11 protein-coding genes and 1 pseudogene are annotated in these 15570 nt (G+C 46.1%); 2 read left to right on the top strand and 10 right to left on the bottom strand.

The window, feature by feature from the left end; translation table 11 throughout:
* Positions 1–4: 4 nt before the first annotated feature.
* From ACLIIY_RS05805 to hrpA, 3 genes are all read right to left on the bottom strand, one after another.
* Positions 5–520, bottom strand: a complete 516-nt coding sequence (locus ACLIIY_RS05805; protein ID WP_009704277.1) for an outer membrane beta-barrel protein — start codon at positions 518–520, stop codon at positions 5–7.
* Between the two features lie 215 nt (positions 521–735).
* Positions 736–1215, bottom strand: a complete 480-nt coding sequence (locus tag ACLIIY_RS05800) for an outer membrane beta-barrel protein (protein ID WP_009704276.1) — start codon at positions 1213–1215, stop codon at positions 736–738.
* Positions 1216–1430: 215 nt separating this feature from the next.
* A complete protein-coding gene (hrpA, locus tag ACLIIY_RS05795; RefSeq protein WP_080765333.1) occupies positions 1431–5468 on the bottom strand; it encodes an ATP-dependent RNA helicase HrpA in 4038 nt (1345 codons plus the stop codon).
* A gap of 175 nt (positions 5469–5643) precedes the next feature.
* On the opposite strand from hrpA, the gene ACLIIY_RS05790 reads away from it, so the two are divergent.
* Positions 5644–6228: an FMN-dependent NADH-azoreductase gene (locus ACLIIY_RS05790; protein WP_005433839.1), complete on the top strand. Its 585-nt coding sequence runs from the start codon at positions 5644–5646 to the stop codon at positions 6226–6228.
* Between the two features lie 55 nt (positions 6229–6283).
* On the opposite strand, the gene ACLIIY_RS05785 is transcribed toward ACLIIY_RS05790, so the two are convergent.
* From ACLIIY_RS05785 to ACLIIY_RS05760, 6 genes are all read right to left on the bottom strand, one after another.
* A complete protein-coding gene (locus ACLIIY_RS05785; protein ID WP_434528288.1) occupies positions 6284–6781 on the bottom strand; it encodes a 4Fe-4S binding protein in 498 nt (165 codons plus the stop codon).
* Positions 6768–7379 (bottom strand): TorD/DmsD family molecular chaperone, encoded by a 612-nt coding sequence (locus ACLIIY_RS05780; RefSeq protein ID WP_285379266.1) that lies wholly within the window; start codon positions 7377–7379, stop codon positions 6768–6770. The genes ACLIIY_RS05785 and ACLIIY_RS05780 overlap by 14 nt, the downstream gene beginning before the upstream one ends.
* A 111-nt stretch (positions 7380–7490) precedes the next feature.
* The gene (locus tag ACLIIY_RS05775; protein WP_434528287.1) at positions 7491–8342 is read right to left on the bottom strand and encodes a dimethyl sulfoxide reductase anchor subunit family protein; all 852 of its coding nucleotides are present in this window, start codon (positions 8340–8342) and stop codon (positions 7491–7493) included.
* On the bottom strand, positions 8342–8971 hold the full coding sequence (locus ACLIIY_RS05770) for a DMSO/selenate family reductase complex B subunit (protein ID WP_005433785.1): 630 nt from the start codon (positions 8969–8971) through the stop codon (positions 8342–8344). The genes ACLIIY_RS05775 and ACLIIY_RS05770 overlap by 1 nt, the downstream gene beginning before the upstream one ends.
* Positions 8971–11418: a DmsA/YnfE/YnfF family dimethyl sulfoxide reductase gene (locus ACLIIY_RS05765; protein ID WP_434528286.1), complete on the bottom strand. Its 2448-nt coding sequence runs from the start codon at positions 11416–11418 to the stop codon at positions 8971–8973. Before ACLIIY_RS05765 ends, ACLIIY_RS05770 begins: the two co-directional genes overlap by 1 nt.
* Before the next feature lie 524 nt (positions 11419–11942).
* On the bottom strand, positions 11943–13256 hold the full coding sequence (locus ACLIIY_RS05760) for a MipA/OmpV family protein (protein ID WP_020195926.1): 1314 nt from the start codon (positions 13254–13256) through the stop codon (positions 11943–11945).
* 256 nt (positions 13257–13512) lie between these two features.
* Between ACLIIY_RS05760 and ACLIIY_RS05755 the strand changes: the two are divergent.
* A pseudogene (locus ACLIIY_RS05755) lies at positions 13513–14592 on the top strand (M4 family metallopeptidase); the annotation flags it as partial.
* A 55-nt stretch (positions 14593–14647) separates the two neighbouring features.
* Here the strand turns inward: ACLIIY_RS05755 and ACLIIY_RS05750 are convergent.
* On the bottom strand, positions 14648–15568 hold the full coding sequence (locus ACLIIY_RS05750; RefSeq protein WP_010446562.1) for an IS5-like element ISVa2 family transposase: 921 nt from the start codon (positions 15566–15568) through the stop codon (positions 14648–14650).
* Positions 15569–15570: the final 2 nt, after the last annotated feature.

The following is a 15570-nucleotide window of genomic DNA, read 5'->3' as shown; positions in this document are numbered from 1 at the left end:
CATATTATAAGAAGTGGAACGTCACATTACCTGTGATGCTGCTTACTGTATCGCTGTCCCCATCGATATCAACCCCAAACGCTTGATAACTTGCACCGACAGAAATGTTGTCTAACAAGAAGTATTCCGCACCAACACCGTACATGTAAGACACGCCATCGTCTTTGTCCAAGCTACTCAGATTACCATTGTATTCGACGTTAAACGCGTTAATACCACCTTTCGCGTAAACGTGCAGAGGACCAAAGTCGATACTTGGCTTTGCGGCTAAGTAGAAAGAAGAGAAATCTACATCACCTCGGTTACCAGCAAGATTTAAATCCACTTGGCCATGGTTGAAATAGCCCACTTCAATACCAATCAGCGGCAAGATCCCCGTACCAACATGAATGCCATAAGTGGTGTCGTTTTCGCTATCGATGTCTGATTGACCAATTTGACCACCAGCATAAAGCCAAGAGTCAGCAAGTGCAGATGTTGAGCATAGCGCCAAAGCCAATAACGAGAGTTTTGTTTTCATAGTTATACCTTTCCTGTTCGATTCCTGAACGGAACATCACGCGAAATGCATCGCGTTCCTTATGTATCTAGGTAAATACTATATTCAAAAAGTGGCAGGTTTTAAGAACAAGAAATGAATAATTTCTGTTCAATGTCTATTTGTGTGATTTACAGACAAAAAAACACCGGCGCGTTGCCGGTGTTTATCACATAAATCTTCGAAATGTTCGACGATTATAGGAAGTGTAGTGTCGCGTTTAGAGAGAACGTACCGATGTCGTCTTTGCCCGCTGTGTAGTTCATGTAGCTTGCGCCAACAGACATAGGGCCGAAAATGAAGTATTCCGCACCTACACCGTACATTAGATCCACATCATCGTCGTCTTTGCCGCCAGAAACTTTCTTATCCCACTGGTGGATACCGCCTTTCGCGTAAACATGCAGAGGACCGAAGTCGATGCTTGGTTTAAGCGCAGCGTAGTAAGAAGTCAGTTTAGTTTCTTGACCAGCGATCTTGAATTCACCGTGTTGAGTAACACCCGCTTCGATACCGATGATTGGCAGAATACCTGTACCTACGTGTACAGAGTAAGACGTGTCTGTTTCGCCTTTGTAGTCAGACTGACCTACAGAAGCACCACCATAAATCCATGAATCTGCCATTGCTGCAGAAGAAGCACTTAGAAGTGCCACTGCCAATAGAGTTTTCTTCATCATCAACCTTTACTCTTTATTATTACCCACTTCTGCATCAAGCAGAGGTTGGTACTGCAAACACAAGGGAGGCGAACCATTGCCTCCCTTGTGACTTAAAATCACTTGTGGGTGAATAACTGCAATTACTGTACCAATCGAGCTTGCCACTGGACAAACCATTGATTACTCAGCAAACCCCACAAGAAAAAAACTGCCGCTATTGTACCGATCGATTAGCAAGCATCAATCGCATTTTTGATACGTTTATCAGAAACTGGGTACGGAGTCCCCAATTGTTGAGCAAAGAAGCTCACTCGAAGCTCTTCGATCATCCAACGGATCTCTTTTACGTTCTCAGGAATCACCATGCCTTTCGGAATTTTGTTGAGCAGCTCTTTGTAGTCGCTCGTCACGGATTCCACTTTCAGCATGTGCAAACGGTCTTTGTTTGGATCGATCGGCAGCTTCTCCATACGACGCTCAATCGCACGCATGTAGCGAAGAATATCTGGCAGGCGTTTCCAGCCACATTCTGTCGCGAAGCCCTTGAAGATCAACCCTTCGACTTGTGCTTTGATGTCCGATAACGCGAACGCCATGGTGAAATCGATCTTACCTTTCAACTTCTTATTGATGTTGAAAGCGGTCGTCAGGATAGTTTCCACTTGCTGTGCAATGTCCACCACCGTATCACCAAGCTCAGCACGAACGTGTTCTTTCAGTGCATCAAACTTCTCTGGCTCCCAAACCAAACCGCCCTGCTCTTCGATAAGCTTATCGACACCACACGCGATACAGTCATCAATCAGATCCAGCACCTTACCGTAAGGGTTAAAGTACAGGCCCAACTTCGACTTGTTCGGTAAGTTAGAGTGCAGGTATTTAATTGGCGACGGCACGTTCAGCAAAATCAGACGACGCTGACCCGCTTGCATTGCCGTGACCTGCTCGTATTCGGTCTCGTACAGTTTGATTTCAACGCTGTCTTTGGCATCCACAATCGCTGGGTACGCTTTAACGTCGTAACCACCGCGTTTTTGTTGGTATACCTTAGGCAGTTCGCCAAAGCTCCACGTATGCAGACCTTCTTGCTCGATGTCGTCATCCGCAACTTTTGAAAGGGTTTCTTGAACTTTGTCTTTCAAGCTCTCTTTCAATTCGTGAAGGTCTTTATTTTCCTTCAACTTGCGATTTCTATGGTCAACCGCGCGGAAAGTCACCTTCAAGTGCTCCGGAATTTGATCCATATTCCAATCTTCGCGCAGAACTTCCACACCCGTCATTCGACGCAACTCTTTCTCTAATGAGTCCAGCAGCGGCGCTTCCATCGGTGTTGCACGAGCTAAGAAAGCATCGGCGTAGTTTGGCGCAGGAACAAAGTTCTTACGCACAGTCTTCGGCAGCGACTTAATCAAACTCACCACAAGCTCATGGCGCAGACCTGGGATCTGCCAGTCAAAACCCGCAGGCTCAACTTGGTTCAAGATCGGCAGCGGCAAGTGAACTGTCACACCGTCGCTGTCATCGCCCGGCTCAAACTGGTAGCTTAGCTTAAGTTTCAGGTTGTTTTGATGCCAGAAGTTCGGGTAATCCAAGTCGGTAACGTGGCTTGCATCGCCCTTGAACAGCATCTCTTTCTCGAAGTTCAGCAACTCTTTGTTGTCTTTCGACGCTTTCTTCCACCATGTATCGAAGTGTTTGCCAGAGACCACTTCAGTGCCAACACGTTGGTCGTAGAAATCAAACAGTTCATCGTCATCGACCAAGATGTCACGGCGACGAGATTTGTGTTCAAGTTCTTCCACTTCTTGAAGAAGCTTACGGTTTTGCTTGAAGAACGCGTGTTTGGTTTCCCACTCACCTTCCACCAGCGCACTACGAATGAATAGCTCACGACTGACGGTTGGATCGATACTGCCGTAGTTCACCAAACGCTTCGGCACAATTGGCACGCCGTAAAGCATCACTTTCTCGTGTGCCATGACTGCTGCACGTTTCTTCGACCAATGCGGTTCGCTGTAACTGCGCTTAATCAGGTGCTTCGCTAATGGTTCAATCCACTCAGGTTGAATCTTCGCGATGATGCGACCCCAAAGTTTTGAGGTTTCCACCAATTCAGCAGACATGATCCACTTAGGCTGCTTCTTGAATAGACCTGATGCAGGGAAGATATGGAAGCGAGCGTTACGCGCGCCTTGGTATTCATTCTTCTCTTGGTCTTTCATACCGATGTGTGACAACAAACCGACTAGGATTGAACTGTGTACGCCATGGTAAGACGCAGGCTCATCGTTCAGTTTGAATTCCATTTCACGCATCGACTGGTGAATTTGGAAGTACACATCTTGCCACTCACGCACGCGCAAGTAGTTCAAGTAATCTTGTTTACATTGCTTGCGGAACTGGTTGCCCGTCAGCGCTTTTTGCTGCTTCTGGATGTAGTTCCACAGGTTCACAAACGTCAGAAAATCTGAGTCTTCATGGAAGAAACGTTTGTGTTTGTCATCTGATGATTGCTGCTTGTCACTTGGACGCTCGCGTGGGTCTTGAATCGACAGTGCCGCCGCGATGATCATCACTTCTTTCAATGCGCCTTGCTTTGGTGATTCCAATACCATACGTGCTAAACGTGGGTCGATTGGAAGACGTGCAAGTTGACGGCCAATGCTGGTTAGGCGTTTTTTCGATTCTTTCGCATCAGAATTGATTGCACCTAACTCTTCTAGAAGGCGAACACCGTCTTGAATGTTACGTTTGTCAGGCGCTTCTACAAATGGGAAGGCTTGAATATCGCCCAAACCAAGTGCCGTCATCTGCAAGATAACCGACGCTAGGTTGGTACGCAGGATCTCAGGATCGGTAAACTCCGGACGTGACTCAAAATCTTCCTCTGAGTACAGACGGATACAGATACCCTCTTCCACACGACCACAACGACCTTTTCGCTGGTTCGCACTCGCCTGAGAAACTGGCTCGATTGGAAGACGCTGAACCTTAGTACGGTAGCTGTATCGACTGATACGCGCCGTACCCGGATCGATAACGTATTTGATTCCGGGAACCGTCAAAGAGGTTTCCGCTACGTTGGTTGCCAGTACAATTCGACGACCAGCATGAGGTTGGAAAATCTTGTTCTGCTCACCCGCCGACAAACGCGCGTAAAGCGGCACAATTTCCGTGCTCTTCAGATTACGTTTAGACAGTGCATCCGCGGTATCACGGATTTCACGCTCACCGTTCATGAAGATCAGGATGTCACCTAAGCCTTCATCGCACAGTTCGTCTACCGCTTCGAAAATACCTTCAAGCTGGTCACGATCGTTATCGTCATCACCGCTTAGTGGGCGGTAACGCGTTTCTACTGGGTAAGTACGACCTGACACCTCAATGATTGGTGCGTTGTTGAAGTGTTTTGAAAAACGCTCAGGGTCGATGGTTGCCGACGTGATGATCACTTTCAGATCAGGACGACGTGGTAGCAACTCTTTCAAGTAACCCAAGATGAAATCGATGTTCAGGCTGCGCTCGTGCGCTTCATCAATAATGATGGTGTCGTATTGATTCAAGAAGCGGTCATGCTGAATTTCAGCCAGCAAGATACCGTCCGTCATCAATTTGATTTGGGTGTTTTCAGAGATCTGATCGTTGAATCGAACCTTGTAGCCAACAAACTCACCAAGCTTGGTTTCCATCTCTTCGGCAATACGGTTCGCAACCGAACGCGCCGCAAGACGACGAGGCTGAGTATGACCAATCAGACCGAATTTACCGCGACCAAGCTCAGCACAGATTTTTGGTAGCTGAGTGGTTTTACCTGAACCGGTTTCACCCGCAACGATAACCACTTGGTTTTCTTCGATCGCTTTCGCAATGTCGTCGCGTTTTTGACTGACTGGCAGGATTTCAGGGTATTCAATCGTTGGTTTGTAGCTACTACGTTGCTCCACAACCATCATGGATTTGGCGATATCTAATGCGATTTCATCAAACACAGCGTTACGTGCTGCGTCTTTTTTGATTTTGCTTGCACCAGAGATTCGTTTACTCAAGCGGAAGCGGTCACGCATCATGCACTGGTTAAGTGCCTTGCGTAGTGACGCCGCGTTATTTACTTGAGCCTGAGGCGCAGCATTCTGAGAAGCTTGTGCTTGAGATGCATTAGCCTGCTTCGCTTTGGCATTTTGCGCACCATTTGACGGTGTCGCTTGCTCTTCAGCGGGATTCTTTTTTGGGGGCTGTGACGAAGTCAAAGCGTTTCCTATTCTTTTCATTACATAAAACTGCGCGGATTGTAGCACATAAGGGCTAGAACAAGATAACGGAAAGCAGCTTCAAACAGTCATTCAATTTTTTCGAACAACTTAAGCAAATCCATCGGGTTTTGAGTCGACGAGCATTGCCTATAATGCATCACATAGCCGAAAGCACTTATTAAAGGAAATCCATATGTCTCGTGTACTAGCTCTTAAATCAAGCATCCTTGGCGATTACTCTCAATCAAACAAGCTGGTTGAAGACTTCATCAAAAATGTAGACCAAGATAAGCTAACTGTTCGTGACTTAGCTGCAAATCCACTACCAGTTTTAGACTTTTCAGTTGCGACAGCACTACGTGCAACAGAGGATCTTTCACAAGAGCAACAAGCGGTGGTTGACCTATCTGATACCCTAATTGAAGAAATCAAAGCAGCAGATACTTTGGTTATCGCAGCACCAATGTACAACTTCACGATTCCAACCCAGCTGAAAAACTGGATTGATTTGATTGCTCGTGCAGGCGTGACATTCAAATACACAGAAAACGGCGTTCAAGGTCTGATTGAAGGTAAGAAAGCAATCGTAGTCACCACACGTGGCGGTCTTCATAAAGATTCACCAACCGACAGCATGACACCATACCTACGCACAGTATTAGGCTTTGTTGGCATCACAGATGTGGAATTTGTTTACGCAGAAGCGCTAAACATGGGCGAAGACGCAGCAGCAAAAGGCATTTCAGACGCGCAAAGCCAATTGGCAACCTTGGCGTAAGATTAAATAGAATTGAGTACAAACAAAAAGGGATTGGTTCGCGCCAATCCCTTTTTTATCGTTTTAAGTCAAAGCTGATCATGCTGTTGTAGCAGCTTTGCGCGCATTGTCCGCAACCTTTGCATTTGGCAGCGTCAATTTTAGGTTTGAAATCGTCTTGCCATTGCAAAGCATCATATGGGCAACTGTCCTCGCAACTACCGCAATAACCGTATAAGTTTTCGCAACTGTTCGAGATAGTTGCTACCAAGCCTGTAGACTCTGTTCGATTGGAAAGCGCTAATGTAGGGCACGCCGACTTACACGCGCCGCATAAATCACATGCCGAGTAACTGATGTCTAACGCGGCAACGCCATCAACCATTTCTATGATTTGGCTCGAACATGCAGAAGCGCACTTTCCGCATCCATCACAAAGCCGAGTGAACATCGACTCTTCCACCGCATACGGCGGTCTCGCTTTAACACGAGGCTCTTGAGCTTGTTCCACTGGCGCGCGACGGAACGAAAACAGACGTCGCTTGCTTAGGTCAACCGATTCAGACTGGCGCATCCGAGTAATCTCTTTTTGCTGGTATAACGACTTGGTATTGCTCACTCAAGGATTGAAGTAATTCTTCCGTAAGGTTCGACAGTTTTGAGTAAGGCGTGAGAGTCACCGCTTTTTTGAAGCGCTTGTTGAAAAAGCCAAACCACGTCATCAAGTGTTCGCGTAGCATTTCAGCCGCCAGTTTTTGCTGTTCAGTTTCAATCAACATGCCTAACACCATCAGCATCAAGCCGATCTGGTCTTCTGGCTCACGTTGGTCAGATTCCAAAGCAAAACCACAACGCTGCAAGAAGTAACGATATTCAATGGTTGATTCACCAAACAACACCGCCTCTTTATCTAGATAAGCCGAACCCCAAGGTGGCGCTGGCATCTCACCAATACCGGCAAACATGCGATCGTGCTCCATTTGCAGTGCCTCTTCGCTCTCGTTTTGAAAGCTGCGTAGCATGTCATTAAGCGCTTCAATTGGTGTATCAGTATTGCTTAGCAACGTATCGAGATTCGCCGCTGGGTAATCTTTTGGTTGGTAGTAAAACAGTGCACCAAACAGCTTAAGAACGATGCTGGTATCTTGTGGTTCAAGTTGAGAAATTTGCATGAAGTACCTTTGATGACTGGTGTTTTTATTCTTCGATTAAGTAAAACGGAAAAGAGGTGGGACGAACACTCGCCCCCCTCTATTAATGGTTATCAGTACAAATAATGGTTATCAGTACAGACCAGATGTAAAGTGCATGCCGTAGAACACATTGCGACCCAGAATCTCTGCGACGAACAAGGCAACGAATGCCACGATAACTAGCAAGTTCTTCTGACGACCTTCCACGGTAAACAACTCAGCGAATACCCAAAGAGCAGCAGCAACCACAAGCAACAACACATGACCAGCAACATAGCCAGATAGCAAGGTGATTTGATCCAAGCCACTGTGAATCGCTGTTGAGATACCTGCGAAGTAAATCGTCTGCATTACTGAGAACGCTAGGTTCAGCGCAATCAAGCTCACACCGGCCCACATTAGGCGACGATTGGTTTTCTCAGCCGTCACGTCCAATACGTTGATCAGCGTGTAACCAAACATCAGACCTGAAGTCACGACCGTGAACCAAAACGCAACCGTTGTCATTGGTGAGTACCATGCTGGTACCGTTTCGATTTGGTAAACATTTGCCATCGCGAACATGAAAATCACGCCAACCGCGATAGACAACCAGTTCACGATTTTGCGAACGCCTTCGCTGCCGATTTTTAGAATCGTTAGCAACCAGTACAAACCCGCTAAAGACAGAAAGCTTGCACCCGTTAAGATCTCGTTAGATAGCGCCGCACTACCAACACGGTTTAATGCGTTGAAGGCACGAAGAGGGCTACCCAAGTGAGTGGTTGAGAACAAGAAACCCAAGCCCATTACAACCAAGATAGCGAAACGAGCGATGTTCATACGAGGTTCTGTCACGCGTGGTGGCTTACCGAATTTCTCGAACGCATTAACCGTTAGGTGCGCGCCAACCGCTGTTTGAGCAAGAACCGTAAAGGCAACTAATGGTGCTTCGTATAACATTATTTCACCTCTCTTGGATTCTGTAGGAAACCAGTGCGGTCATTGGTTGGACGACCATTTGGATTTAGCTTCACGATCAGGTTCGGGCTCGTAATGCGAGAATCTGGCAGTGGTGCCACATCCGCGTTTGAACCGTATTTCGCGCGTAGCTCATCAATTGGACCAAACTCAATCGCACGCAATGGACAGCTGTCCACACACACTGGCATTAAGCCTTCTGCGACACGTTCGTAACAGCCATCACACTTAGTCATGTGACCTTTTTCTTCGCTGTATTGAGGTGCGCCGTAAGGACACGCCATGTGACAAGATTTACAGCCGATACACACGCTTTCATCGACAACAACAAAGCCGTCTTCTTCACGCTTGTGCATTGCACCTGATGGACAAACCTTGGTACACGCAGGGTTAGTACAGTGGTTACAAGAAATCGATAGGTAGTACGCGAACACGTTTTGACGGAACGCGCCGTTTTCTTCCGTCCAATTGCCGCCTACGTATTCGTAAACACGACGGAAGTTACGATCGATACCCAGATCTTTGTTGTCTTTACAAGAGAGCTGACATGTTTTGCAGCCAGTACATTTGCTTGAATCAATGTAAAAGCCATACTGCTTCGCTGTGCTCATTATTTAGCCCCCATTTTCTTAATTAGCGTCACTTCAACGAGGTTGGTATGGCTCGGGTTTGATTTTGCCAACGGGCTTGGACGTTGTGTCGTCAGTACGTTGATTGAACCCGCTTGGTCAACACCTTTACCATTTGGTGAGTACCATGCGCCCTCACCTAAGCCAACGATGTGTGGCATGATGCGTGGGGTTACTTTTACGCGAACGTTCATTTCACCGAACTTGCTGCGCACGCTAACCAAGTCACCGTTATCGATGTTGCGTGACGCTGCATCAATCGGGTTAATCCAAAGTTCCTGTGGTGCCGCTGCTTTTAGGATGTCGACGTTACCGTACGTAGAGTGCGCACGAGCTTTGTAGTGGAAACCCGTTAACTGAAGTGGGTACTCTTTACGATCAGGAGAATCCCAGCCATTAAACGTCGAAACGTATTCTGGTAATGGCTTGATGGATTCATCTTCGTCCAATTCCCATTCTTCGTTTATCTTCGCTAACGTCTCTGAGTAGATCTCAATCTTGCCCGATGGCGATGGTAATGGGTTCGCTTCTGGATCACGACGGAAGTCTTCATACGCCACGTGTGGACGGTCGAATTGTTTCTTGTAGATACCCTGCTTTCTCATCTCATCGTAAGACGGCAAGTTTGGATCGTTGTTTTGTTTAACGGTCTGAGCGTACATCCACTGCAGCCACTCTTCTTGAGTGCGACCTTCAGTAAACTCATCAAACACGCCCATGCGCTTCGCCACACCAGACATAATGTCGTAGATAGGTTTGCATTCGAAACGAGGTTTAATCGCTTGGCTTGCAAAGATGAAGTAAGGCATTGACGCTGCTGCACCATCCATACAGAAATCCGATTGCTCTGACGTTGTACAGTCTGGCAGTACGATATCGGCATACTTCGCAGAAGACGTCATGTGGTTGTCGATCACCACAATCATTTCACACGCTTTTTCATCTTGAAGAATTTCGTGTGTGCGGTTGATGTCTGAGTGTTGGTTAATCAGACAGTTACCTGCGTAGTTCCAGATAAACTTGATGTTGTTTTGTAGCTTCTGAACGCCTTTAATACCGTCGGTCAGATCTGTCATTTCCGTACCGCGGTAAATCGCGTCTGTCCAAAGGAACATTGGGATAGAAGCGCTGATCGGGTTTGGCACTTTCGGGAAGCGTTGGAATGGGTATGAGTGGTTACCTTCACGAGCACCAGTACCACCACCTTGCAAGCCAACTTGACCACGTAGCAATGACAACATCATGACCGCTTTACACGCTTGCTCACCATTTGCTGAGCGTTGTAGACCCCAGCCTTGAGTGATGTAAATGCGTTTAGCATAGCCAACTTCACGTGCAAGTTTCAAAATCACATCCGCTGGAATGCCTGTGATAGGCTGTGCCCACTCTGGCGTTTTCTCGATGCCATCTGGGCCAGTACCCATGATGTAATCTTTGTAGCTGCCGTTTTCTGGCGCTGATGCAGGAAGCGTTTTACGGTCGTAACCCACACAGTAGCGATCAAGGAAGTCTTGATCGACTTTGTCTTCCGTAATCAATACATGGGCGATGGCTGCAATTAAAGCTGCATCTGTACCGTGCTTGATAGGAATCCATTGGTCTTCACGGCCAGCTGCGGTGTCGGTGTAACGAGGGTCGATACAAATCGTGCGAGTGTGACTGATATTTTTCGCATCCACATAGTTGTGAACCTGACCACCACCCGACATACGAGTTTCTGCTGGGTTGTTACCAAACATCAGACATAGGTCTGCATTTTGAACATCGTCAATTGAGTTGTTATCAACGAACGAACCGTAGAAGTACTCCGACATACATTCGATGTTTGCTGCAGAGTAGTCACCGTAGTGATTTAGGTAACCACCACAAAGGTTCATCATACGTGCAACCAATGTCGCGCTCGGGTCCCAACTCTTAGTTACTGTGCCACCAAGCGTACCTGTACCGTAGTTTAGGTACACCGCATCGTTACCGTGGTCTTTAATAATGCGTTTTAGGTTATCACCAATGAGGTCAAAGGCTTCATCCCAAGTGATGCGTTTGAACTTACCTTCACCACGCTTACCAACACGAAGAAGTGGGTATTTCAAACGGTCTGGCGAGTAAACACGGCGACGCATAGAGCGACCACGCAAACAAGCGCGAACTTGGTGATTATGGTTATACACATCATCACCCGTGTTGTCGGTTTCTACCCATTTGATTTCACCGTCGACCACGTGCATACGAAGCGGACAACGAGAACCACAGTTTACGGTACATGCCGACCAGACAATTTTTTCGTTTGGTTTTGCTGGTGTTTCTTTGGCAACCGCTTTAGTTGCAAACGGGAGAGAAAGCGCGTTTCCTGCTAACGCCAAAGCGCCAAGTGCAGAACCGCCCTTTAAAGCATCACGCCGAGTAATATTAAACTTACCATTTTGACTCATGGTTTTTTCCTAAATTACGTTTTTGAATTTGGTCGTGGCGCTTAATTAATGGCTTTAAGTGGGGAAAGAACACTCGTTAGAAATAAAAGACATAGAGATTGTATTTTCAAAATAGGCATTCATTGAAAATATCTAATTTCGCTTTAATTAATACACAAGGCAAATCAAAGCAACATTTCTACAAAACCATCAATTAAGCTAGATAGCACAGGCCTTGAGCAACTAAGGCATGGCCACCCGCCACTATTAATATCCTTGTAGATTTAAGGGGTGATAATCTTGACCACAGTCAATTATTAAAAAATACAAAATGCAATCTTATATTTCATTTCAACGTTTTATATGAATGAAATATTAATAGGTCAGAGAGGTGTCAATTCAATTAAATATTAGAATAGTTTTTAAATTGAATAGATAATAAATACGAATACAGAAGAATAGAAATAAGAATAATTACCAATTAGCAGAAAATAAATAAGCCTCATGTCAAGATGAGGCTTAGTCGTATTTGTTTTTAGCTGAGCTTAGAAATCGTACTGGAAGTAGATCGTATTGTAGTTACTGCCGCCTTTGATACGGCCAAACTGAGAGGCGTTCTCGAAGATTGCACTGCGGTGATGCAGTGAGTAGCCGACCCACATGTTCTCCCAGTCTTTTTGGTTGAACAGGTCACCGACGTTTACATCCAATGAGAAATCGAGATAGTTGAGCAAGTTGCTTGGTGTGTAGCCCTTCTCTTCCATCTCTGTCCCTTCGATATAGGTAATGTTATCGATGTAAGACATACCTTCTGCAACACCAAAACGCCATTTAGTAGGCCAATTAAAGGTGTAATACGCTTTAATCGCCATCACGTATTCGGTGCTAGAAGATTGCACGTCTGACGACCAATGGTGAACAAGACCTGGGGTTAGATAGATATCTAGAGGTAAACCAAATAGCTCGTCTGTCAGCGGATGCCCGTAGAAGAACGACGTCAGTTGGTTATTGTATTCATCTTTCTCAGCATTGAACTTAAAGATGTCACCCATGTTAGAAGGCGTTGCCCAGCCGTGTGCAATTCGAAGATACGGACGATTACGCAAATCTGACTTGCGCTCTTTGCCTTTATCATTGAAGAAGCCAAAGCCAACGAACACTTCACCTTGGTAACGATCTTCCACAATTTGGCTGTTGTACGCTTCACTATCCAGACGAGTGATGCTGGTTTCACCCAATAGATACAGGTTAGAAATTACGTGGTAACGTGCTTTGATACCCAAATTAGCATCAATACCCGCACCAATTTTCTCACCTGTTGAATCTTTAAATGAGTAGTACGAACTGTTGAAGTCGGCATCTTTATAACGAATGGTAAAAGAGGGCTCTAACTCCCAATCGCCCAATTCATAGTTCGCAGCGATGCGGTAGTTAGAGTGAAATTGAAATTCGTCATCCGTCATGACTTCAAATTCAGCGCGCCAATTTTCGTCGAAGTTATAACGAATTTGGCCACCGAAATCGACACGATCCCCTTCAAACGCATTTTGAATGGATTTAGGAATATCAACAAAACGTAATCGCATGATGGCACTGGTACGCCAGTTAGAATCGCTCTCATCAAATAAGAACACACCGCCTTCGATACCGTCGATGTACAAGTGTTCGTTTTCAAAGAACATCATTGGCACAAACGTGCTCACCGTTGAGTCATCATTGGCTGTATAAAACGGGATCGATGCCGTTCGGTACATTGCCGCAATGCCCCACTCTTGCTCCGCGTGCTTTGTTTCAGCCAACGCCGAACCGCTCAGCAATAAACCAGAACATACTAACGATGCTCCTACTAGGTGTTTCATAGCTCTCCTATGTCACTGTAATTTGAGAAGGTCTCGATTGAAAAAGAGTATATCTGACTTTGGTCTAAGATCGGGTAAAAATTCCTACAAGACTCCGTCTCCCCTCATATCACAGTACAAACCTTGAGCAATTTATAAATTTATTTTGAATTAACGTCAAATATTCAATTAATTGCACTTAAACATATCACTTAATTATCTTTACTCTGCACTCGCATTCCTTATGCAAATAAATACACATAATAAAAGGTAAACTATGCGAAACGTCACTTTATTAACGCTTGCGCCCTTCGCTTTTGCTTCACATGCAGCACAAATTCTGGACCATTCACAAACGGATCTATCTACGGTACTCAATAACACACAACGAGCGTCTTATTCCGCGGCGAACACTAAGCTGAGTTATCGAGACATCAATCGAGTCGAAATCGGTAATCAAATTTTGATTCGCAAACAGCAACTCCATTACGGCATACCGGTTTACGGACACTCCGTTGTAGCCGATCTCTCTACTCGAGGATTTGCTCAACCTGTCGATGGTGATGTTGTTGTCGGCATTGAGAGCGATATTGATTCAACCCTACCTATGATCAGTGGCAAGCAAGCCATTGAGATCGCAACGGGCAACCGTCAAGGTGTCGCCGCAAGCAAATCTCCAAGTAATGAAAACTCGCCAAGTGATGACGCTCAGGCAGAGCTAATGGTCTGGTTAGATGAGCAACAAACCGCGCGGTTGATTTACAAAGTCGATGCAATCCAGATTAAGAATTTCCGCCCTTCTCGCCCTATCACTTTGGTGGACGCAAAATCAGGCGAGATCGTCGACCAATGGGATGGGATCGCGTTTTTGGAAGCCGAAGGACCGGGAGGCAACCGCAAAAGCGGCCGTTATTACTTTGGTCCCAACACCAAGTTTGGTGGATTCCAAGTTAATCAATACTGCCAAATGGACAGCGAAAACGTCATTACCCTCAACATGAACAACCAACAATGGGGTGGCCAAGTTCATCGTTTCGACTGTAACGTGAACAACTATCGAGAAGTAAATGGCGCCTACGCTCCAATGAATGACGCGCACTATTTTGGTCAACGCGTGTTTGATATGTACCAAGATTGGATTGGTGCACGCCCTATTCGTCAAAAGCTAACCATGCGTGTTCACTACGGTTCGAACTATGGGAATGCCTTTTGGGATGGTCGCCAAATGACCTTTGGTGACGGCAATAACTCAATGTACCCACTGGCAACGTGGGACGTTATTGCTCATGAGGTTAGCCATGGCTTTACCGAGCAAAACTCTGGGTTGGAATACCGTGGCATGTCGGGCGGAATAAATGGGCTTTGTTGCGTAATTCAGACGAGAAACCAAACCTCCTAAAGTTGAGCGACTGTTATACAATATACTGAGTTTCAGGCATACCAAGCCCTGTAAGTTTGTTCAGTGCTTTGATCATGGCGTAAGTCTCGCCAACCTGAGCGTTGTAATTTCTTAGACTTAATTTCCCACCTAGCAACTGTTTTACTCGGTACATTGCGGTCTCTGACAGAGAGCGCTTATGATAGCCATACCGCTTTTTCCACTTCTTGTTGGAGCCGTAGAGCTTCTGGCAACCTACCGCTAAGTTACGAGGATGCCCTTGTTCCCAGAAGGCTGCTCCTTCTCTTGGCGGGATGAGCGGAACAGCTCGCTTGATCCGTATGGCATCATGGCAATTCCTTGTGTCATAAGCGCCATCGCCTGATATCTCAATGATTTTACGACGTGTTTGCTTGAGTAAGTTGGGGAGCACTTCGGCATCAGTTACGTTAGATAAGCTCAGCTCTGCTGCGACTATTTCGTGGGTGCTTGTATCTACCGCGATATGCAGCTTACGCCAGACTCTTCGCTTCCCATCAGTTCCATGCTTCTTGACCTTCCATTCACCTTCGCCATAAACCTTGAGGCCAGTGGCATCAATGGCCAGATGTTGTATTGCTCCTCTGGTTTTGGTTTTAAATGAAACTTCAACTTCCTTAGCTCGGCGGCTTATACAGGTGTAGTGCGGGCAAACAAGCGGGATGTTAGCCAGCTTAAATACGGAGTCTAGAAAACCTTGCAGCGCTCTCAAGGGCATAGAGAAAACGCGTTTCACCATCAGTGCGGTAGTAATGGCTAAGTCGCTGAATCGGCGAGGTCTACCACGCTTGCCTTGTTTGTTTTGCTTCCACTCAGCTATCGCTTCCTCATCAATCCAAAAGGTCAGAGAACCACGGTTGATTAAGGATTTATTGTACTGCTTCCAGTTAGTTGTTTTGTAACGAGGTTTAGGCATGA

Origin of the sequence: Vibrio sp. K4, assembly GCF_051122595.1 — a bacterium.
GTDB classification, from domain to species: Bacteria; Pseudomonadota; Gammaproteobacteria; order Enterobacterales; family Vibrionaceae; genus Vibrio; species Vibrio owensii.
This window is presented reverse-complemented; position numbering and strand designations above follow the sequence as displayed.